The 20,071-nt window shown below is 68.9% G+C and carries 15 protein-coding genes and 1 other RNA gene; 7 read left to right on the top strand and 9 right to left on the bottom strand.

Translation table 11 applies throughout. From position 1 onward, the window contains the following. Positions 1 to 41 precede the first annotated feature (41 nt). Positions 42 to 1,241 carry an aromatic ring-hydroxylating oxygenase subunit alpha gene (locus tag NNZ72_RS23175; protein WP_257318057.1) on the bottom strand — a complete coding sequence of 400 codons (1,200 nt, stop codon included), beginning with the start codon at positions 1,239 to 1,241 and terminating at the stop codon, positions 42 to 44. A gap of 162 nt (positions 1,242 to 1,403) precedes the next feature. After that, positions 1,404 to 1,643 carry a hypothetical protein gene (locus tag NNZ72_RS23170; protein ID WP_257318056.1) on the bottom strand — a complete coding sequence of 80 codons (240 nt, stop codon included), beginning with the start codon at positions 1,641 to 1,643 and terminating at the stop codon, positions 1,404 to 1,406. 383 nt (positions 1,644 to 2,026) lie between these two features. Between NNZ72_RS23170 and NNZ72_RS23165 the strand changes: the two genes are divergently transcribed. Beyond that, positions 2,027 to 3,235 (top strand): DUF2778 domain-containing protein, encoded by a 1,209-nt coding sequence (locus NNZ72_RS23165; RefSeq protein ID WP_257318055.1) that lies wholly within the window; start codon positions 2,027 to 2,029, stop codon positions 3,233 to 3,235. A 59-nt stretch (positions 3,236 to 3,294) separates the two neighbouring features. Here NNZ72_RS23165 and NNZ72_RS23160 read toward each other — a convergent pair whose 3' ends face one another. The 3 genes from NNZ72_RS23160 to NNZ72_RS23150 all read right to left on the bottom strand — a co-directional run bounded on the left by NNZ72_RS23160 (position 3,295) and on the right by NNZ72_RS23150 (position 7,075). Next, a complete protein-coding gene (locus NNZ72_RS23160; protein ID WP_257318054.1) occupies positions 3,295 to 5,733 on the bottom strand; it encodes an ATP-dependent helicase in 2,439 nt (812 codons plus the stop codon). A gap of 64 nt (positions 5,734 to 5,797) precedes the next feature. Beyond that, a complete protein-coding gene (locus tag NNZ72_RS23155; protein WP_257318053.1) occupies positions 5,798 to 6,202 on the bottom strand; it encodes a carboxymuconolactone decarboxylase family protein in 405 nt (134 codons plus the stop codon). A gap of 51 nt (positions 6,203 to 6,253) precedes the next feature. Next, positions 6,254 to 7,075: a cyclase family protein gene (locus tag NNZ72_RS23150; RefSeq protein ID WP_257318052.1), complete on the bottom strand. Its 822-nt coding sequence runs from the start codon at positions 7,073 to 7,075 to the stop codon at positions 6,254 to 6,256. Between the two features lie 286 nt (positions 7,076 to 7,361). Here NNZ72_RS23150 and NNZ72_RS23145 point away from each other — a divergent pair, with 286 nt between their 5' ends. From NNZ72_RS23145 to NNZ72_RS23130, 4 genes are all read left to right on the top strand, one after another. Then, on the top strand, positions 7,362 to 8,540 hold the full coding sequence (locus NNZ72_RS23145) for an efflux RND transporter periplasmic adaptor subunit (protein ID WP_257318051.1): 1,179 nt from the start codon (positions 7,362 to 7,364) through the stop codon (positions 8,538 to 8,540). Further along, positions 8,540 to 11,698 (top strand): efflux RND transporter permease subunit, encoded by a 3,159-nt coding sequence (locus NNZ72_RS23140; protein ID WP_257318050.1) that lies wholly within the window; start codon positions 8,540 to 8,542, stop codon positions 11,696 to 11,698. The genes NNZ72_RS23145 and NNZ72_RS23140 overlap by 1 nt, the downstream gene beginning before the upstream one ends. A 280-nt stretch (positions 11,699 to 11,978) precedes the next feature. Beyond that, a complete protein-coding gene (locus NNZ72_RS23135) occupies positions 11,979 to 13,391 on the top strand; it encodes an FAD-binding oxidoreductase (RefSeq protein WP_257318049.1) in 1,413 nt (470 codons plus the stop codon). Between the two features lie 66 nt (positions 13,392 to 13,457). Next, positions 13,458 to 17,255, top strand: a complete 3,798-nt coding sequence (locus NNZ72_RS23130) for an AsmA family protein (protein ID WP_306766425.1) — start codon at positions 13,458 to 13,460, stop codon at positions 17,253 to 17,255. Here the strand turns inward: NNZ72_RS23130 and NNZ72_RS23125 are convergent. The 4 genes from NNZ72_RS23125 to ssrA form a co-directional block, all read right to left on the bottom strand. Beyond that, entirely contained in the window at positions 17,248 to 17,478 is a 231-nt protein-coding gene (locus NNZ72_RS23125) for a ribbon-helix-helix domain-containing protein (protein ID WP_257318047.1), read from the bottom strand. The two genes, NNZ72_RS23130 and NNZ72_RS23125, sit on opposite strands and share 8 nt — an antisense overlap. Before the next feature lie 69 nt (positions 17,479 to 17,547). Next, complete coding sequence (locus tag NNZ72_RS23120; protein ID WP_257318046.1) at positions 17,548 to 17,757, bottom strand: DUF4169 family protein; 210 nt, start codon at positions 17,755 to 17,757, stop codon at positions 17,548 to 17,550. A gap of 7 nt (positions 17,758 to 17,764) precedes the next feature. After that, positions 17,765 to 18,277 carry an SspB family protein gene (locus tag NNZ72_RS23115; protein ID WP_257318045.1) on the bottom strand — a complete coding sequence of 171 codons (513 nt, stop codon included), beginning with the start codon at positions 18,275 to 18,277 and terminating at the stop codon, positions 17,765 to 17,767. A gap of 123 nt (positions 18,278 to 18,400) precedes the next feature. Then, positions 18,401 to 18,762: a transfer-messenger RNA gene (ssrA, locus tag NNZ72_RS23110) on the bottom strand. Between the two features lie 113 nt (positions 18,763 to 18,875). Here ssrA and NNZ72_RS23105 point away from each other — a divergent pair. Continuing rightward, entirely contained in the window at positions 18,876 to 19,187 is a 312-nt protein-coding gene (locus NNZ72_RS23105; RefSeq protein WP_257318044.1) for a DUF2853 family protein, read from the top strand. Between the two features lie 88 nt (positions 19,188 to 19,275). Continuing rightward, the gene (locus NNZ72_RS23100; protein ID WP_257318043.1) at positions 19,276 to 20,070 is read left to right on the top strand and encodes a thymidylate synthase; all 795 of its coding nucleotides are present in this window, start codon (positions 19,276 to 19,278) and stop codon (positions 20,068 to 20,070) included. The last annotated feature ends 1 nt before the right edge of the window (position 20,071 follow it).

Genomic DNA, 20,071 nt, shown 5'->3' with positions numbered 1-20,071 from the left:
TATTCGCTATTCGCTATTCGCTATTCGCTATTCGCTATTCGCTATTCGCTATTCGCTATTCGCGCATTCACCCCCGCCATCTCCTTCTCCTCCGGCGCTTCGTCCAGCGTCATCACCGGCAGCACGCGGCGGAGATGATCGTGGTGGGTGCGCACGCCGTATTCGAGGTCGGAGAGGTAGAAGCCGGCGAAGGCGGCGGAGGTCATCGCCTCGTTCGACCAGACGGTGAGCTGCACGTCCTCGGCCTGGGTGTCGCGGTCGATGCGGAAGGCGAGGTAGCGGGCGAGGCGTTGCGCGCGGTCCTCGTCGCGGTAGCGGTAGATGCCGCCGCGCAGGAGCGTGCGGCCGACGCCGAGCGGGAATTCCTGGTAGAACTGCACCGTCTCCGGCGTCACCGCGATGACGGCGTTCGGGAACAGGCCGAAATAGACCCAGGCCTTGCGCAGCCTGTCCGGCAGGCGGGGGTTCCCGGGCGCGATCTTGACGTAGTGGCGCACGCTCCAGCGCCGGCCGGCATGCGGATTGTAGGTGGCGAACGAGCGGCAGAGCCCGTCGACGAAGGGCTCGTCGTAATAGGTCGAGCCGTAGAGGTCCTGCAGCGCCGGATGGGCCATGGCGACATGATAGCCCTCGTTGTCGACGTCGCGCACGGACTTCCAGTTGACCGGCGTCTCCTGCGTCCAGATGCCGCCCGCCGGCACCATCTCCTCGCTGCGGTAGTGCGAAAGCTCCTCCGCGAAGGGTTTCATCTGCTCGGCGACCGAGGGTTGGGGGCCGGGGGCGAAGCGGATGAAGACGAAGCCCATCCAGACCTCGCACTCAACCGGCTTCAGCGCGAACTCGTCCTTGTCGAGCGGCGGGAAGCTCTTCGGGCGGGCGGCGCCCCTCAGCGTGCCGTCGAGATTGTAGACCCAGCCGTGGAAGGGACAGACAAGCGCGTTGCGGCAGGCGCCCGTCTCGTCGGCGACGAGGCGCGAGCCGCGGTGGCGACAGATGTTGTGGAAGGCGCGCACGCCGGCGTCCTTGTCGCGCAGGATCAGCGCGCGCTCGCCGACGACGTCCATCGTCAGGTAGGCGCCGGGCTCGGGAACGTCGGAGACGTGGCAGGCGATCTGCCAGTGTGCGCGGAAGACATGCTGCTTCTCCAGTTCCAGGAGGGCGGTGCTATGGTAGCACCAGCCGGGCAGCCCGCGCCGGTCCCAGTCGTTCGGGATGCTGATGTCACGGATCATCTCGTTCATGCCGCTCCCCTTATCTTGCTGAACGTTCATTCAATATAAGCACATTTTCCGTTCAAAAGGAACAGGTTGCGGAATCATCGCCCCGCGGCCACGGAAAAATCCCGGCCGCGGGGCGGCCGGGATTGCGACGACTGGACGCAAAAAGCGTGGCGGCAGAGGCGCCTAGCGGCAGACCTTCACGCGCTTGAAGACGACGTGGCCCCACTTGTTGTAGCGCTTCACCTTCTTCCAGAAGCAGTGGCGGTGGCCGTAGTAGTGGCTGACATAGCCGTGGTGGTGGCCGCCCCAGCCGTGGCCATGGCCGTGGCCGAAGCCGAAGTAGAAGCCGCCGGCCTGGGAGGGAGCGGCGAAGGACAGCGCTGCCACGGTGGCGACGACAGCGGATAGAACGATCTTGCGCATTTCGGATCTCCTCTGGGTCACTGGCATGGACGAAACCGCTTCATCCATTGGCACCACTGTCCCATGAGAACGGGCGCGGCGCTGTTCCGCCCGGAACAGGCCGTCACCGCCGCCGCCATCCCCAATTCTAGGGAGGCGGGACAACTTGGACATGCCGCCGCCGCATTCGGATGACACGCAGGTTGCCAGCGGCGGGGGACATCCGCCGGAACCCTTCGAATGTGCGAGGCAGCGTAAAGACTTTGCTTACCATATTTCGTCATTCTCTCCGCGTTCGGCATCGATCCGGGACGCGTGGTCCCGCCGTCGGCCGCCAGCGTTTCGGCCTGCGGGGGCGTCACTCCGCGGCCGCGTCGAGTAACGAGTATCGGGTAACGAGTATCATGGCGTCTGTGTCCGAAGCCGCGCGCGCCGCGCGCAAGTCCCCTCGCGCCCGCTCCGGCGGCATCCTCCTCGGAGCCTTCCTCGCCTGCGGCGTCGTCGCGGGCTCGGCCTGGGCGCTGGTGTCGACCTTCGGTGCCATGCAGGAGGCCGCAAGCGCGCTCTCCGAGGGGCGCAGGAGCCTCGTCGCCGCCGCCGATCCCAGGCCGGTTTCCGCCGGCCCGGACACCCGCCGGCTGGTGAAGATCGCGAAATTCTCCCGCCTCTCGCCGCCGAGCGACAGCGAGCTGCGCCAGAAGCAGCTGACGGCCGACGCGGTCGTGGCCGCGCACCATCGCCGCGTCTCCGTCCAGCTCGCCGCCGCCGTCAAGCGCGAGAAGGCGAAGGCGCTGATGCTGGAGGCCGCCGTCGCCCGCGCCGAGCGCGCCGCCGAGCAGGAACGCGCGCCTGCCGGCGAGACCTCGATGATGACGGCGCTGGTCGAGAACGTCTCGCTGCGCGACGACAAGGCGGCGAGGCCCTTCGCGCTCGTGATGAACAAGCCCGAGACGGAGGAGGAGCCGCTCCTCGGCGCGATCCCGCTGCCGGAGGCGCGCCCCGCGCTCGAGACCGTCGTCGTGGAGGAAAAGCCCGTCGAGGAGAAGCCCGCGCCGCGCATCACGCGCAGCAGGGACAAGGCGAAGACCAAGGAGAAGGAAAAGCAGGAGCTCGCCTATGCCAAGCCCGAGCGTTCGCTGTTCGGCGACCTGTTCAAGGGCGGCAACGGCGGCTCCGGCTGGCCGGGCAAGGGCACCAAGGTCGCGATCTACGACGTCTCCGGCGCGACCGTCTACATGCCCGACGGCACGAAGCTGCGTGCCCATTCCGGCATCGGCCACATGCGCGACAACCCGAAGTTCGAGCACGTCAAGATGCGCGGGCCGACGCCCGCCGGCATCTATCGCCTGAAGATGCGCGAGCGGCGCTTCCACGGCGTCGAGGCGATCCGCATGACCTCGATCGACGGGCGCGATCCGAAGAACCGCACCGGCCTGCTCACGCACACCAACCTGCTTCGCGGCCAGATCGGCTCGCACGGCTGCGTCGCCTTCCAGAACTACGAGCCGTTCCTCAACGCCTTCAAGCGCGGCAGGATCGACACGCTGATCGTCGTGCCCTCCATGCCCGGCTCGCGCACGCAGATCGCCGCGCTCTACCGCAAGGGAGCGTGATCACACCCCGTTCGCGCAATTCGCGGCCGGCAGGACCGCCGCGCGTTTGCGGGAGATGCTCACGCCGGCTGGACGAAGCCGTCGAGCACGCGCTTCTGGCCGGCGCGGTCGAAGTCGATCGTGAGCTTGTTGCCCTCGATCGCCGCCACGTTGCCGTTGCCGAACTTCAGGTGGAAGACCCGGTCGCCGACGGAGAATTTCGACGGCTCGGCATTGGTGGAGCGCGCCACCAGCTCGCCCTCGATGGTGCGGGTGCGCGGGCCGGACTCGCCGTAGCCGATGCGCTCCACCGCATGGCCGGAGCGCGAGCCCCAGTTGTCGCGGGTGGCGTCGGTGCGGTTCGCCTGGGCGCGGCGCCAGCCGGGCGTCGCATAGCTGTTCTGGAACGGCTCCTGCTTGTCGAAGCGTGACTGGCCGTAGCCGCCGCGCCCGTAGCCGCCATAGGATTGCTCCACCTCCGCCACCTCGACATGGGCCTCCGGCAGCTCGTCGAGGAAGCGCGAGGGCAGCGTCGATTGCCACAGCCCGTGGATGCGGCGGTTGGAGACGAACCAGATGTGGCAGCGCCGCTTGGCGCGGGTGATGCCGACATAGGCGAGGCGGCGCTCCTCCTCCAGCCCCGCGCGGCCGCCCTCGTCGAGCGCGCGCTGGTGCGGGAACAGGCCTTCCTCCCAGCCGGGCAGGAACACCGTCTCGAACTCCAGTCCCTTGGCCGAATGCAGCGTCATGATCGAGACGGCGTCGAGGTTCTCGTTCTGCTCGGCGTCCATCACCAGCGAGACGTGCTCCAGGAAGCCGCGCATCGACTCGAAGCTCTCCATCGAGCGGATCAGCTCCTTCAGGTTCTCCAGCCGGCCCGGCGCTTCCGCCGACTTGTCGGCCTGCCACATGGCGGTGTAGCCGCTCTCGTCGAGGATCTGCTCGGCAAGCTCCGTGTGCGGCATCGTCTCCAGGAGCGACTGCCAGCGGCGGAAGTCCATCACCACGTCGAACAGGGCCTTGCGCGCCTTGGGCTTCAGCTCGTCCGTCTCGACGATGTCGGCGGCGGCCGCGAGCATGGGGACGTCGCGGGCGCGGGCATAGTCGTGCAGCGTACGGATCGTCGTGTCGCCCAGCCCGCGCTTCGGCGTGTTGACGATGCGCTCGAAGGCGAGGTCGTCGGCCGGCTGGCTGACCAGGCGGAAATAGGCGAGCGCGTCGCGGATCTCCATGCGCTCGTAGAAGCGCGGGCCGCCGATGACGCGGTAGTTGAGGCCGAGGGTGACGAAGCGGTCCTCGAACTCGCGCATCTGGAAGGAGGCGCGCACGAGGATCGCCATGTCGTTGAGCTTGTGCTTGCCCCGCTGGAGCTGCTCGATCTCCTCGCCGACGGCGCGCGCCTCCTCCTCCGAATCCCAGGCGGCGTGCACCATGACCTTGCCGTCCTCGGGATCGAAGCGGTCGGTGAAGAGCGTCTTTCCCAGCCGGTCCTCGTTGTGGGCGATGAGGTGGCCGGCGGCGCCGAGGATATGGGCGGTCGAGCGGTAGTTGCGCTCCAGCTTGATCACCCTCGCGCCCGGAAAATCCTTCTCGAAGCGCAGGATGTTGTCCACCTCCGCGCCGCGCCAGCCGTAGATCGACTGGTCGTCGTCGCCGACGCAGCAGACGTTCTGCGGCGTGCCCTTCGGCCGCTGCGCGAGCAGCCGCAGCCACATGTACTGCGCGGTGTTGGTGTCCTGGTACTCGTCGACGAGGATGTAGCGGAATTTCTGGTGATATTCGGCGAGCACGTCCGGATTGGCGCGGAACATGCGGATCGGATGGAGCAGCAGGTCGCCGAAGTCGCAGGCGTTCAGCGTCTTCAGGCGGTTCTGGTAGGCGGCGTAGAGCTCGCGGCCCTTGCCGTTGGCAAAGGCGCGGGCGTCGCCCTCGGGGATCTGCGCCGGGTCGAGGCCCTTGTTCTTCCAGCCGTCGATCATGCCGGCGAACTGCTTGGCCGGCCAGCGCTTGTCATCGATGCCCTCCGCCTGGATGATCTGCTTGATGAGGCGCACGACGTCGTCGGTGTCGAGGATCGAGAAGTCGCTCTTCAGCCCGACCAACTCGGCGTGGCGGCGCAAGAGCTTCACGCCGATCGAGTGGAAGGTGCCGAGCCAGGGCATGCCCTCGACGGCGCCGCCGACGAGGAGGCCGATGCGCTCCTTCATCTCGCGGGCGGCCTTGTTGGTGAAGGTCACGGCGAGGATCTGGCTCGGGAAGGCGCGGCCGAGGCTGAGGATATGGGCGATGCGCGTCGTCAGCACCCGCGTCTTGCCGGTGCCGGCGCCCGCGAGCACCAGGAGGGGGCCGTCCAGCGTCTCGACCGCCTCGCGCTGCTCGGGATTGAGACCGGAGAGATAGTCCGGCACGCGGGCGCTGTCGCGCGCGGCCATGGCGCGCGCGGCGATGCCGCCGGCGGGCTTGCGGGCAAGCTGGGGTTCCTCGTCGAAGAAGGGAATGTCGTCGTAACCGCTGGTCATGCGGCCCAATGTAGTGATTCGGGGCGGAAAGGCCAGTTTCGCGTTCCTCTTTTATTCCGCGGGCTCAGGCGTCCGCGTCGAAAACGGCGTCGACCGGCAGCTGCAGCGCGGTGGCGAGCTGGTTGGTCTTGCCGGCGAGCGAGACGATGGCGAGGAGCTCGGCGTGCTGCTCGGCCGTCATGCCCTTGGCCTTGGCCGCCGCCGTGTGGGAATGGACGCAGTAGCTGCAGCCGTTCGTCACCGAGACGGCGATGTAGAGCATCTCCTTGACCAGCGGGTCGAGTGCCGAGGGCGTCGCCATCACCGCCTTCACCTCGCCCCACGTCTTTTCCAGAAGGGCCGGGTCGAAGGCGAGGTAGCGCCACATGTTGTTGATGAAGTCCGACTTGCGGGTGGCGCGGATGTCGTCGAACACCGCCTTGACGCGCGGGTCGGCTTCGAGGTTGTCGGCGGGCTTGACGGTGCTCATGGCGTTCTCCGTGAAAGGAGCCGGCGGCTGAGGGCCGCCGGCCGCAGGATTTCAGACCAGCGCGAAGACGCGGGCAGGGCCGCCCGTGCCGCCGCGCACCTTGGGCGCGCCGACGACGAGGGTCGCGCCCCTGGCGGGAAGCTGATCGAGATTGGCGGCGCCTTCAAGCCCCCAATGGCCGGAGCCGAGCCAGGCATAGTGGGTCGCGAAGTCCGGCGAGATGCCGTAGTCGAGCGAGAGCGTGTCGACGGCGATGCCGACGGCGGTCGAATTCTCGGCGAGATACTGCACGGCCTCGGCGTGGAAGCCGGGGAAGTGCATCTTGCCCTCGGCGTCGGCATTGCGGAACTTGTCGGTGCCGAGATGCTTGTCCCAGCCGGAGAGCAGCGCCACGCAGGCCTTGTCCGGCAGGTCGCCGTTGGCGGCGATCCACGCCTTGATGTCGTCGGGCGTGAGCTGCGCGTCCGGGTTCTCGGCCGCCTTCTCGCGGATGTCGACGACGGCGAGCGGCACGACGAGATCGGAGACCGGAATCTCGGCGACCGACTTCCCGTCCGCGGAAAAGTGCAGCGGCGCGTCGACATGGGTGCCGGTGTGCTCGTTCACGCGCAGCTCGAACAGGTTGAAATGATGTTCCTTGAAGTTGAACTTCTGCTCGCGGAAGAACTGCTGGTCGCCGAAGAAGGTGGGGAACTCCTCGTAGAGCTCGTGGGTAAGGTCGGTCGCCTTGGTCGGCGCCTGGGCGAGCGCCGGGCTGAGCGCGCCGGAACTCGCCGCGGCGACGGTCGCCGCGCCGGCGGCGGCCGCGCGGAAGAAGCTTCTCCGCGAGAGCATGCGGTTCTTGACGGATTCGATGACGCAGGCGTCACACATGGATTTCCCCCTTTAATGCGTTGAATAGACACGATCGAAAAACGGAAGGCGGGCCGCTTGGCCGGAAGAAAAGCTATCACAAAGGCAAGAGGGGTCCAGCCACGGCCGTTCTCAACGGCGGGCGGCGGCGGGAAGATTTGTCCACCGTTTCTTACATTTCGGTAACGCGGGCCGGCGGCAATCTTACATTTCCGTAATGAAGCCATTCTTTCGTTGCCGGCTTGTTTGCAAATCGGGATACTTGGCCTATGTCGCGCCACCAGGGCGATAATTCGGAGATGACTTGATGCGGATCGGGAAACAGCTCCTCGTGAGCCTCGGCGTGATCGCCGCCGGGGTGTTCCTCTGGGGCAGGTTCGTGCCGGGCGCAAACGACATGCTGGAGGCGGCGGGCCTGCCGAGCCGGCTCGTGGCGGCGATCGCGCCGGCGCGCGACGGCGAGGGCGGCGAGGGCCGCTCCGGCGGCGGGCGCGGCGGCTTCGGCGGCGGCCCGGCGCTGGTGGCGACCAAGCCCGTCGCGATCGCGCTCGTCAACGACCGGCTGAACGCCATCGGCGACGGCGAGGCGATCCGCTCCGTCACCGTCACCCCCTATGCCACCGGCAACCTGACCGAGGTGCTCGTCGCTTCCGGCGACCGGGTCAAGCAGGGGCAGGTGATCGCCCGCCTCGACAGCGAGGAGCAGGCGATCGCCGCCGACCAGGCCCGCGTCGCCCGCGACGCGGCCGCGCAGAAGCTGAAGCGCGTCGAGAGCCTGCGCAGCGCGTCGGCCGTCAGCACGGCCGACTTCCAGGACGCGGAATCGGCGCTGAAGGCGACCGAACTCGCGCTGCAGACCGCCGAGCTCAACCTGCGCCGCCGCGACATCGTCGCGCCCTATGGCGGCATCGTCGGCATCATCTCGGTCAATCCCGGCGACTACGTCACCACGACGACGGCGATCGCCCGCATCGACGACCGTTCGGAGATCCTCGTCGACTTCTGGGTGCCGGAGCGCTTCGCCACCCAGGTGCAGGTCGGCGCCGAGGTCTCCGCCACCGCCATCGCGCGCCCGGGCGAGACCTTCGCCGGCCGCATCCAGGCGGTCGACAACCGCATCGACCAGGAGAGCCGGACGCTGCGCGTGCGCGCGCAGATCGACAACCCTGAGGACGTCCTGCGCGCCGGCATGTCCTTCCAGGTCAACATGACCTTCCCCGGCGAGCGCTTCCCGAGCGTCGATCCGCTCGCCGTGCAGTGGAGCGCGGAAGGTTCCTACGTCTGGCGCGTCGTCGACGGCAAGGCGGAGAAGGTGGACGTGCGCATCGTGCAGCGCAATCCCGACAAGGTACTGCTGAGCGCGGAGCTCGCCGAGAACGACATGGTGATCACCGAGGGCGTGCAGCGGCTCGCCCCCGGCGGCGAGGTGAAGATCGTGGGCCGCGACGACGGCGCCGCGGCGCCCCGGATCTCGGAGGGCTCGTGATGGCGGCGCCCGAGGGGGATCTCCATTCCGGCAAGGCCGGCTTCACCGCGCTCTTCGTCCGCCGGCCGATCTTCGCGCTGGTGGTCAACACGCTGATCGTCGTCGCCGGCCTCGCCGCCTTCTCCGGCGTCGAGGTGCGCGAGCTTCCCTCCGTCGACCGGCCGGTCGTCACCGTCACGACCGATTTCGACGGCGCCTCGCCCGAGACGGTCGACCGCGAGCTCACCACCGTCATCGAGGGCGCCGTCTCGCGCGTCCAGGGCATCCAGAGCATCTCCTCGCAATCCTCCTTCGGCCGCAGCCGCGTCACGCTGGAATTCTCCGATTCCAGCGACGTGAACCAGGCGGCGAACGACGTGCGCGACGCGCTCGGCCGCGTCTCCAACAACATGCCCGACGGCGCCGACGAGCCGCGCGTCGTCAAGGCCGACGCCGACAGCCAGCCGATCATGCGGCTCGCGCTCACCTCCGACCGCCTGTCGATGGAGGACATGACGCTGCTCGTGGAGAACGAGATCTCCGACCGGCTCGCGGCGGTCAGCGGCGTCGCCGACGTCGCCGTCTACGGCGACCAGGAGAAGGTCTTCCGCGTCGACGTCGACCAGGCCAAGCTCGCGAGCCGGGGGTTCACGGTCGCGAATCTGCGCGCCGCGCTCGCCACCGCCTCCTTCGACGTGCCGGCGGGCTCGCTCACCAGCGTCAACCAGGACATCAGCGTGCGGGCGACCGCCGACCTCGCGACGCCCGAGGACTTCGGCAACCTCCTCATCAACAACCGCGTGCGCCTGCGCGACGTCGCCTCGGTGACCCTCGGGCCGGACACCGGCTCGACGGCGCTGCGCTCGAACGGAAGGCAGGGCATCGGCCTCGGCATCATCCGCCAGGCGCAGTCGAACACGCTCGACATCTCCGAGGGCGTGAAGGGCGTCGTGGCGCGGCTCGGCGACATCCTGCCCGAGGGCACGACGCTGACGATCACCAGCGACGACGCCGTCTTCATCGACGGGGCGATCCACGAGGTGGAGATCGCGCTCGCCGTCGCCGTCTTCATCGTCACGCTCGTCATCTATCTCTTCCTGCTCGACTGGCGCGCGACGCTGATCCCGACGATCTCCATGCCGATCGCGCTGGTCGGCACGATCGCGGCGATCTATCTCGCCGGCTTCTCCATCAACATCCTGACGCTGCTCGCGATCGTGCTGGCGACGGGGCTCGTGGTGGACGACGCCATCGTCGTGCTCGAGAACATCGTCCGGCGCCGCGGCGAGGGTCTGGGACCGCGGGCGGCGGCCGTGCTCGGCACGCTCGAAGTATTTTTTGCCGTCATCGCCACGACGGCGACGCTGGTCGCCGTGTTCCTGCCGCTCTCCTTCCTGCCGGGGCAGACCGGCCGGCTCTTCCGCGAGTTCGGCTTCGTGCTCGCCTTCGCGGTGCTGCTTTCCTCCTTCGTGGCGCTGTCGCTCTGCCCGATGCTCGCCTCGCGCATGCTGAAGAAGGACATGGCGCACGGCCACGGCGGCAGCCCGCTCGGGCGGCTCGGCGGGCTGCTTGCCGGCGTCTACCGGCGGGCGCTGCATGCCTGCCTCGGCGCGCCGCTCGTCGTCTTCGTCGTCGCCGGCCTCTTCACGGTGGCGGGCGCGGGCGGCTATCTCACGCTGAAATCGGAGCTGACGCCGACCGAGGACCGGGCGATGGTGATGATGCGCGTCGCCGCCCCGCAGGGCGTGTCGCTCGACTACGCGCAGCAGCAGATGAAGCTGGTGGAGGACAAGCTGCGCCCGCTCTACGACAGCGGCGAGATCGTCAACATCTTCTCCATCTCCGGGCAGGGGAGCTCGGCCAACAGCGGCTTCATGGTGCTGACGCTCGCGCCCTGGAGCGAGCGCGAGCGCACGCAGCAGGAGATCGTCGCCGACATCAACGCGGCGGTGCGCACCATCCCCTCGGTCAACGCCTTCGCCATCCAGCCGAACAGCCTCGGCATCCGCGGCGCCGGCAACGGCCTGCAGGTGGCGCTGCTCGGCAACGACTACACCAAGCTCGGCGAGGCCTCGGCGAAGCTGCAGCGGGCGATCGAGGACGACGGGCGCTTCGACACCGTGCGGCTCAACTACGAGGCCAACCAGGCGCAGTTGTCCGTCACCATCGACCGCGACCGCGCCTCCGACCTCGGCATCGACATCACCGGGCTCGCCTCGGCGCTGCAGGCCATGCTGGAGGGCACGAGCGTCGTCGACATCTATGTCGAGGGCCAGTCCTATCCGGTCATCCTGTCGTCGACGACCAACCCGATCAACGACCCGACGGATCTCGAGAACATCTTCCTCAAGACCGGCGACGGCAAGATCGTGCCGATGTCCTCGATCGCCTCGCTGGAGGAGAAGGCGGTCGCCCCGCAGCTCTCGCGCGAGCAGCAGCTGCGCTCCGTCACCGTCTCCGTCGGGCTGAAGGACAACATGGCGCTCGGCGACGCGCTGCAGATCGTCGAGCGGATGGCCGAGCCGCTCCTTCCGCCCGGCGCGCGCGTCGCGCCGATGGCGGAGGCCGCCACGCTCAACGAGAACGCCAGCGGCCTGATGATCACCTTCGGCTTCGCCATCGTCATCATCTTCCTCGTGCTCGCCGCACAGTTCGAGAGTTTCGTCAGCGCGCTGATCATCATGACGACGGTGCCGCTCGGGCTCGCCTGCGCCGTCTTCGCGATGATCGTCACCGGCACGACGCTCAACATCTACAGCCAGATCGGGCTGGTGCTGCTCGTCGGCATCATGGCGAAGAACGGCATCCTCATCGTCGAGTTCGCCAACCAGCTGCGCGACCGCGGCCAGGATGTGAGGAGCGCCATCGAGAACGCCTCGAACATCCGGCTCCGCCCGGTGATGATGACGATGATCGCCACCGTCGTCGGCGCGCTGCCGCTGGTGCTGGCGAGCGGGGCGGGGGCGGAGGCGCGCATCGCGCTCGGCTGGGTGCTGGTCGGCGGGCTGGGGCTCGCCACCGTCGTCACCCTGTTCCTGACGCCGGTCGCCTATCTCGTCATCGCCCGCTTCACGAGCCCGCATGCCGACGAGGAGAAGCGCCTGCAGGCCGAGATGGACCAGGCCGCCGCCCTTGCCGCGCGGCCGGAGCCCGCGGCGCTGCCGCAGCCGGCGGAGTGACGCGGCAGAACTTTGCCGCTGGACAGCCGCGCGCCAATTTGCACATTACGCCGCGAGACGGGGATTATCGCGTATGGATTGCGGCGATGCCTATTCTCCTTCTCCCCGCGGGGAGAAGGAGAATAGGCAGGCGGATGAGGCGGGAAAGCACGGCGTTGCGTCCGCATCGCCCCCTCATCCGACCCTTCGGGCCACCTTCTCCCCGCGGGGAGAAGGGGAAGATGTGGCAATGGCCTGCTCCATATGCGATAGCCCTGCTCGTGAGATGGAGGGTTTGGCGATGGCATTGTCGGACATCAGGGGCGGCGAGCGCAACGAGGCGGCGATCGCCGAGGCGCTCGGGCGGTTTTCCGCCCGCTTCGGCGCGAACTTCCAGACGGGGGCGGCGATCCGCGGCCAGCACGCCCATACCACCACCTATATCCCCGCGCAGCTTCCCGACGGCGTGCTCTTCGCCGAGAGCGCCGACGACGTGAAGGCGGCCGTCGCCATCTGCGCGGCGCTCAAGGTGCCGGTCATCCCCTTCGGCACCGGCTCCTCGCTGGAGGGGCAGGTGAACGCGCCGTCCGGCGGCATCTCCATCGACTTCAGCCGCATGAACCGGGTCATCGCGGTCAATGCGGAGGACCTCGACTGCACGGTGGAGCCGGGCATCACCCGCGAGGAGCTGAACACCTATCTGCGCGACACCGGCCTGTTCTTCCCGATCGATCCCGGCGCCAACGCCTCGATCGGCGGCATGACGTCGACGCGCGCCTCCGGCACCAATGCCGTGCGCTACGGCACGATGAAGGACAATGTGCTCGCCGTCACCGCGGTGACGGCGAACGGCGAGGAGATCCGCACCGCGCGGCGCGCGCGAAAATCCTCGGCCGGCTACGACCTCACCCGGCTCTTCGTCGGCGCGGAGGGCACGCTCGGCGTGCTCACCTCTGTCACGCTGAGACTCCAGGGCATCCCCGCCGTCATCGCCGGCGGCGTCTGCGGCTTCCCGACGCTGAAGGACGCCTCCGACGCCGTCATCATGACGATCCAGCTCGGCATCCCCGTCGCGCGCATCGAGCTTCTCAACACGCTGCAGGTCGCGGCCTGCAACGCCTATTCCGGCCTTTCGCTCGCCGAGCAGCCGACGCTCTTCGTCGAGTTCCACGGCAACGAGGAGAGCGTGCGGCTGCAATCGGAGGAGTTCGGGGCGATCGCCGCCGAATGCGGCGGCGGCGAATTCCGCTGGACGGCGGACGCGGCGGAGCGGGCGAAGCTGTGGAAGGCGCGGCACGACGCCTACTGGGCGGCGAAGGCGCTGAGGCCGGGGCACGCCGTGCTCGCCACCGACGTCTGCGTGCCGATCTCGCGGCTTGCCGACTGCGTGGCGGAGACGGAGGCCGACATCGAGGCGCACGGCCTCGTGGCGCCCATCGTCGGCCATGCCGGCGACGGCAATTTCCACGTCTCGCTGCTGTTCGACGACAAGGACCCGGAGGGCGTGGCGACCGCCGAGGCCTTCGTCGCCCGTCTCAACGGCCGGGCGCTCGCCATGGACGGCACCTGCACCGGCGAGCACGGCATCGGCCAGGGCAAGCAGGGGTTCCTGCCGGGCGAGCTCGGCGGTGCGGTTACGCTGATGGCGGCGATCAAGCACGCGCTCGATCCGGACGGCATTTTCAATCCGGGCAAGATTTTTTCGACGCCCTAGCCCATATTCGCGTTATCCTTCTGGCATCGAACGGAAATCGAGGCGTGCGGCGTGCTGTCTAGGATCATGCTCTTCATCGGCGGGCTGGTGGTGGCGGTGCTCTTCGCGGCCCTGCTGGCGCCGCTCTTCGTCGACTGGACGACGTTCCGCCAGGATTTCGAGCGCGAGGCGAGCCGGATCATGGGCCGCACCGTCGTTGTCCACGGCAGCGTCGACGCGCGCATCCTGCCCTTTCCGTCTGTGACGCTCAACGACGTGCGCGTCGGCGAGCCGGAGGACGGCGCGCCGCTCGTGGAGGTCGCGCGCTTCTCGATGGACGCGGAGCTGGCGCCGTTCCTGTCCGGCGAGGCGCTGATCTTCGACATGCGCATCGAGGAGCCGAAGGCGCGGGTGAAGCTGTTTTCGGACGGCACGCTCGACTGGGTGCGGGGCCGACGCTCCGCCATCCCCGCCCGTACCGTTGTGCTGGAAAACGTCACGGTGAGCGGCGGCGAGATCGAGTTCGTCGACGAGCAGACCGGCCGCACGCGCCATGTCACCGGGCTCGACGCGCAGATCGTCGCCCGCTCGCTGTCCGGCCCGTGGCGCATCGACGGGCGGGGAAGCCTCGACGGAGAGAGCGGCAGCTTCCAGCTTTCGAGCGGCCAGCTGGACGAGGACGGCACGCTGACGATGCGCGCGCATGTCGTGCCCGACGCGCTGCCCTTCGTCGCCGATCTCGACGGTGCGCTGAAGATCGTCGACTTCCGCCCGCAATATCAGGGCGATTTCACGCTTTCCGAAAAACCGGAGGAGGAGGCACCGGCCGATCCGATCCGCATCGCCGGCAAGTTCGAGCTTTCCAACGAGCGGCTGCGCGTTCCCGAATACCGGCTGGAAGCGGGGCCGCGCGACGATCCCTACGTGGTGACGGGCGAGGCGACGCTCGACACCGGCCGCGCGCCCGAGTTCCTGCTGATCGCCGACGGCCAGCAGATCGACGTCAGCCGCATCGGCGCCAGCGGCGAGTCCGGCAAGACCGGGCGCGACCCACAGCTTTCCGTGCGCCAGCGGCTGCAGGCGCTGCTGGCGATCGCCGCCGACATCCCGATCCCGCAGGTGCCCGGCCGGGCGAGCCTCAAGCTGCCGGCCATCGTCGTCGGCGACACGACGGTGCGCGAGATCCGGCTCGACGTCGAGCCCGACGGCGACGGCTGGAGGATCGGCCGCGCCGACGCGCTTCTTCCCGGCCGCACGGCGCTGGAGGCGAAGGGCCGGCTGACGCTCAAGGGCGAGCGCGGCTTCGTCGGCGACCTGGTCGTCGCCTCCAACCAGCCCTCTGGCCTTGCGGCCTGGCTCGCCGGCTCCGTCGATCCGGAGATCCGCCAGCTGAAGACCGCCGGCTTCTCCGCCCGCGTCGATCTGCGCGACGAGCTGCAGCGCTTCGAGACCCTGGAGATCGCCGTCGGCCCCGCCACGCTCACCGGCCGGCTGGAGCGGGAGTCGCGCCCGGATGCGGCGCCGACGCTCTCCGTCGAGCTTGCCGGCAACGAGGTGCGGTTCGATTCGCTGCGCGCCCTCGTGGGTCTCGTCGCCGGCGACGCCTCGCTCGGCAGCGTGCTCGAGCATTCCATCGCGCTCGACCTCAAGGCCGACCGTTTCGAGGCCTTCGGCGAGCGGGCGTCGGGCGTCGACGCCGTGCTGTCCGTGCGCGACGGCGCGCTTGCGCTCGACCGGCTGGACGTCGCCTCGCTCGAAGGCGCGCGCCTCTCCGCCAAGGGCACGCTCGGCGGCGGGCTCGCGTCGCCGAGCGCCGGCATCGACCTGCGGCTGAACGCGCAGGACATGCGCCCCGTCGCCGAGCTCCTGGCGCGGCATCTGCCCGCCCATCCGCTGCTGTCGCGCTTCGTCGCCAATGCCGGCTACTACGACGGCGCCGACCTCACCGTGCGCGCCTCGCTTCCCGGCGAGGCGGGCGGCCCGGCGACGCTGACGCTCGCAGGCCCCGTCAACGACGGGCGCGTCGAGTTCCGCCTCTCCGCCGCCACCCTCGCCGATCTCCTGGCCGGCCGCGACTTCGAGCTGGAGGGGAGCCTGTTCAACCCGAGCACCGTCGTGCTCGCCGGCCAGGCGGGGCTCGACCCCTTGCCCTTCGACGCCGAGCCGGACGGCAGCATCACCTTCCGCGCCGTGCAGCCGGAGGAGGGGCCGGCCAGCGTGACGGCGACCTTCAAGGCCGGCGGCACGTCGCTCTCGGCCAAGGGCACGGCCGCGCTTGCGGCCGGCGACTTCCTTTCCGGCGCGCTCGCCGTTTCGCTGGAGAGCGGCGACATCGAGCCCTACCTGCTGATGAACGGCATCGCCATGCCGCAGGCGGGCGCCGGCCTGCCGCTGACGCTCGCCGCCTCGGTCGCGACCACGGCGGGCGAGATTGCCGTCGCCGACATCGCCGGCAAGGCCGACCGCAACGCCTTCTCCGGCGATCTCACGCTCGACCGCACGGCGGCGGTGCCGGCGGCCCGCGGCACGCTGCGCTTCGACAGCGTCGATTTCGCCTATCTCGCCGAGGCTGTCGCCGGGCCGGTGACGGATCCGCTGGACGGCGGGCTCAACGCCGGCGCGCTCGCCCGGCCGATCCTGGAGGCCGCCGACGTGGCGGTGATGCTGGAGGCCGGCACCTTCTGGCCCGGCCTCTACGGCGCCGTCTCGGGTTTTCGCGCGGAGCTCGGCTGGAGGGGCGGCGAGCTCACGCTCAACGACATGGCCGGCGACTGGCTCGGCGGCCGGCTTTCCGGTCGCCTGAAGGTCGCCAGTGCCGAGGAGAACGGCCTGTTCGAGGCGCGCGCGGAGCTGTCCGGCATCGACCTTTCCCGGCTGGTCTGGAGCGGGCCGGAGGGCGTCGTCGCCGAGGGCCGGGCGGATGCGACGCTCGCCGTCGACGCCGCCGGCAAGAGCGTGCGCGCCATGGTCGAGGGCGCGAGCGGCTCGGGCGAACTGCGCGTCTCCGGCCTGGCGCTCGCGGGGATCGACACCGGCGCCTTCCCGGCGCTTCTCGCCGCGGCGGACGGCATCGAGGGGGACATCACGCCGGAGAAGGTGGCGGGTTTTGCCGCGCGCGAGATCGTCAAGGGGAAGACGTCGCTCGGCGGCCTCGCCATTCCGGTGGCGCTTGCCGGCGGCAAGCTGCGCGTGCAGAGCGTGGCGGCGGAGGACGGCAGGGCGCGGCTTTCCGGCGACGCGGACGTCGATCTCGCCGAAGGCACGATGAACGCCCGGCTGTCGGTCGCCTTCGATGCCGGCGAGGAAGCGCTCGCCGGGGCCGAGCCGGAGGTGGTGCTCGGCTTCCGCGGCCTCATGGATGCGCCCGGCTTCGAGCTCGACGTGCAGCCGCTCGCCAACTACCTGTCGCTGCGCCGCTTCGAGGCGGAGCGCCGGCGCGTCGAGACGCTCCAGGCGAACGTGCTGGAAAAGCAGCGCCTGCGCCGCGAGGCCGCGCTCTACCGCACGCGGGCCGAGGCGCGCGCGGCGCGCGAGGAGGCCGACCGCCTCCTGCGCGAGGAAGAGGAGCGGCGCCGGGCCGAGGCGCGCGAGCGGGCCGAGCGGGAACGCGGCGAGCGGGAGGCGGTGGAGGCGGCCGAGCGCGCCCGCCGCGAGGCCGCCGAGGAGGCGCGCCGCCGCATCGAGGCGGGGCAGGCGGCCGCCCGTGCGCGCGCAGAGCAGCGGGCGGAGCAGGCGCGCGAGGCGGAGGAACGGACGCGCCGGGAGCGCCTGCCGGCACTTCCCGGCGAGGGCGTGGAGCGGGGCGGGGAGCTGCCGCCGGTCGACGGAAGCAGCGGCGCGGGCGGCGAGGTGCTCGACTTCGGGACCCTGCCGGGCGTCAACTGACGGCGGCGTCGCGCAGCCGGCCGCGCAGCCATTCCAGCACATGGAGCCGCAGCGCCGAGGAGAGGTTGCTCTCCGGTGGGCGCGCGTCGTCGATCTCGCGGATGAGGGCGGCGAGCGGCAGGCCGCGGTCGCGGGCGATCGCCGCCAGTTCGTCGTGGAAGGCCGTCTCGAGCGAGAAGCTGGTGCGGTGGCCGTGCAGCGTCGTGGAATATTTGCGGATCACGGCCGTTCCTCGCAGATCGATTCAACCGGCTGAGAAGGCGATTCCGGTTCCTCCGGCAAGTCCTTGAAATCAGGACTCCTGCCGGCCGTCGCCGTCGCCGGGCCGCTCGCGGCGGCCCTGGTCGAGGGCCTTCTCCGCCTTCTCGTTGAGGGCGCGCGTCAGCGCCTTCTCCGCCTTGCCGCGGCCGAAGCTGAGGCGGTTCTGCTCCGCCTGCCTCTCCTTCTCGGCACGCGTCTTCTGCTTGCGGAACTGGCGGAGATTGACGACGTCGCCGCTCATCGCCCGCTCAGTTCTTCTTGCGGAAGGAATCGAGCGAGACGACGGAGCCGCTCTTGTCGCCGCCGCCGGCCGGCGGGGCCGGATCGTCGGGCGTCTCGTCCGCCGCCGTCTCGGCGGCGGGATAGGCGGTGATCTCGGCGGCCCCCTCGTCCTCGCCGGCCGCCGGCACGTCGAACTCCAGCTCGAAGCTGACGGACGGATCGTAGAAGCCGCGGATGGCGTTGAAGGGGATGACGAGCTTTTCCGGCGTGTCGGAGAAGGACAGGCCGATCTCGAACTGGCTTTCCGTGACCTTGAGGTCCCAGAACTGGTGCTGGATGACGATCGTCATCTGCTCGGCATATTTCGCCTTGAGGTGCTGGGAGATGCGCACGCCCGGCGCATTGGTGAGGAAGGTGATGAAGAAATGATGCTCGCCGGGCAGATGGCCCGTGACCGCGACCTCGGACAAGACCTTGCGAATGACGCTGCGCAGCGCGTCCTGGGCGAGAATGTCGTAGCGGATGTGGTCTTGCGCCATCAGCGTTCCTGTCTTTTCTTCCTGGCTTCGTCCCCCGGCATTGCGCCGGTTCGCCCGCGTTGCCCGGACGCGCCCGGCACGAGTCGTTTTTTCAGCTATAGAGCATTTCACGGAAATGGAGAAGGTGAAGGCTTCTGTTGCCAGGTGCCTTCGGACCCCGCCTGCCGGTGCGACCCGTCAGGACTTTGAGTGAAGTGTCACACCGCCATTAGGCAGCGAGACGAGCTTCCGCATAGTTGTCGTTGGCAACTATAAGTTTAGCCCGATAACGGTGGTACAATGCCGAGCAAAAAGTCGATCTTTACGCCCTTGTCGATCCTATTTCGCCCCCATCAAAAGCCGGTCGGTCAGGGAAAGACCGGTTTTTGGTGGAGGCGCCGGGTACCGCCCCCGGGTCCAATGGGTTTATTTCATCGCCCGTTTATTGCCATAGCCGCCGAGGCGGCATCCCCTATATAGGAGCTTCCCCGCCGCAAGAAAAGGGGCTTTGTGCTCCGTGCCGCATTAGGGCTTGACTTGCCACCGGAGCGTGAAAACATGGGCACGCCGCGGCGGCGCCATGAGGGCGGCCGTCCCGGGAACAGCAGAGGGAGACCCCATGACCGACTACCTGGCAGATGTCCGCAAATACGACAGCGGCGCCGACGAGGCCATCGTCAAGAAGATCGTGACGCATCTCGGCATCGCGCTGCGCAACCGCGACTCCTCGCTGGTCTCCTGCTCGGATCCGGACGAACTGAACCGCGTCAAGGAAAAGTGGTGCGCCAAGAAGCTCGGCGTCACGGGCGACGCCGCCGACAGCGCCGTCGAGGCCGTCTGCAAGGCGATGGCCGACGACCGCTCCAAGTCGCGCGTGACCTTCTACTATCTCACCGCCAAGGAACTCGGGAAGCTCGGCGCGCTCGCCTGAGGAAAGCCGGGAAACCTTTCCATACCCCCTATGGCCGCCGCCGCTTGCCGTCTAGAATTGTCCGCTGGACAACGAATCGGCGGCGACCATGCAGCAATATCTCGACCTTCTCGCCCATGTGATGGAGACCGGCACCGACCGGCCCGACCGTACGGGCACGGGCACGCGCGGCGTCTTTGGCCACCAGATGCGCTTCGACCTTTCCGAAGGCTTCCCGGTGCTGACGACGAAGCGGCTGCACCTGCGCTCCATCATCCACGAGCTCCTTTGGTTCCTGAGGGGTGACACCAACGTCGCCTATCTGCGCGAGAACGGCGTGACGATCTGGGACGAGTGGGCCGACGAGAACGGCGAGCTCGGCCCGGTCTACGGCTACCAGTGGCGCTCCTGGCCGACCCACGACGGGCGCCACCTCGACCAGATCGCCGCGGTGGTCGAGGCGATCCGGACGAATCCGCATTCGCGCCGCCACATCGTCTCGGCCTGGAACCCGGCGCTGGTCGACGAGATGGCGCTGCCGCCCTGCCATTGCCTGTTCCAGTTCCACGTCGCCGACGGCCGGCTCTCCTGCCAGCTCTACCAGCGCTCGGCCGACATCTTCCTCGGCGTGCCCTTCAACATCGCCTCCTATGCGCTGCTGACGATGATGGTCGCGCAGGTGACGGGGCTCGCGCCCGGCGACTTCGTCCACACGTTCGGCGACGCGCATATCTATCACAACCATTTCGACCAGGTGCGCGAGCAGCTCAGGCGGCGGCCGAAGCCCGTGCCCTTCATGAAGCTCAACCCGGATGTGAAGGACCTTTTCTCCTTCCGGTTCGAGGACTTCACCCTGGTCGGCTACGAAGCCGATTCAACCATCAAGGCGCCGATCGCCGTCTAGG

The organism is Shinella pollutisoli, from assembly GCF_024609765.1.
Taxonomy (GTDB): Bacteria; Pseudomonadota; Alphaproteobacteria; order Rhizobiales; family Rhizobiaceae; genus Shinella; species Shinella pollutisoli.
This window is presented reverse-complemented; position numbering and strand designations above follow the sequence as displayed.

Bases quoted from the DNA above. Each gene is read 5' to 3' on its own strand.
- NNZ72_RS23175 (WP_257318057.1), bottom strand. From the start codon at position 1,241: ATGAACGAGATGATCCGTGACATCAGCATCCCGAACGACTGGGACCGG.
- NNZ72_RS23170 (WP_257318056.1), bottom strand. From the start codon at position 1,643: ATGCGCAAGATCGTTCTATCCGCTGTCGTCGCCACCGTGGCAGCGCTG.
- NNZ72_RS23165 (WP_257318055.1), top strand. From the start codon at position 2,027: ATGGCGTCTGTGTCCGAAGCCGCGCGCGCCGCGCGCAAGTCCCCTCGC.
- NNZ72_RS23160 (WP_257318054.1), bottom strand. From the start codon at position 5,733: ATGACCAGCGGTTACGACGACATTCCCTTCTTCGACGAGGAACCCCAG.
- NNZ72_RS23155 (WP_257318053.1), bottom strand. From the start codon at position 6,202: ATGAGCACCGTCAAGCCCGCCGACAACCTCGAAGCCGACCCGCGCGTC.
- NNZ72_RS23150 (WP_257318052.1), bottom strand. From the start codon at position 7,075: ATGTGTGACGCCTGCGTCATCGAATCCGTCAAGAACCGCATGCTCTCG.
- NNZ72_RS23145 (WP_257318051.1), top strand. From the start codon at position 7,362: ATGCGGATCGGGAAACAGCTCCTCGTGAGCCTCGGCGTGATCGCCGCC.
- NNZ72_RS23140 (WP_257318050.1), top strand. From the start codon at position 8,540: ATGGCGGCGCCCGAGGGGGATCTCCATTCCGGCAAGGCCGGCTTCACC.
- NNZ72_RS23135 (WP_257318049.1), top strand. From the start codon at position 11,979: ATGGCATTGTCGGACATCAGGGGCGGCGAGCGCAACGAGGCGGCGATC.
- NNZ72_RS23130 (WP_306766425.1), top strand. From the start codon at position 13,458: ATGCTCTTCATCGGCGGGCTGGTGGTGGCGGTGCTCTTCGCGGCCCTG.
- NNZ72_RS23120 (WP_257318046.1), bottom strand. From the start codon at position 17,757: ATGAGCGGCGACGTCGTCAATCTCCGCCAGTTCCGCAAGCAGAAGACG.
- NNZ72_RS23115 (WP_257318045.1), bottom strand. From the start codon at position 18,277: ATGGCGCAAGACCACATCCGCTACGACATTCTCGCCCAGGACGCGCTG.
- NNZ72_RS23105 (WP_257318044.1), top strand. From the start codon at position 18,876: ATGACCGACTACCTGGCAGATGTCCGCAAATACGACAGCGGCGCCGAC.
- NNZ72_RS23100 (WP_257318043.1), top strand. From the start codon at position 19,276: ATGCAGCAATATCTCGACCTTCTCGCCCATGTGATGGAGACCGGCACC.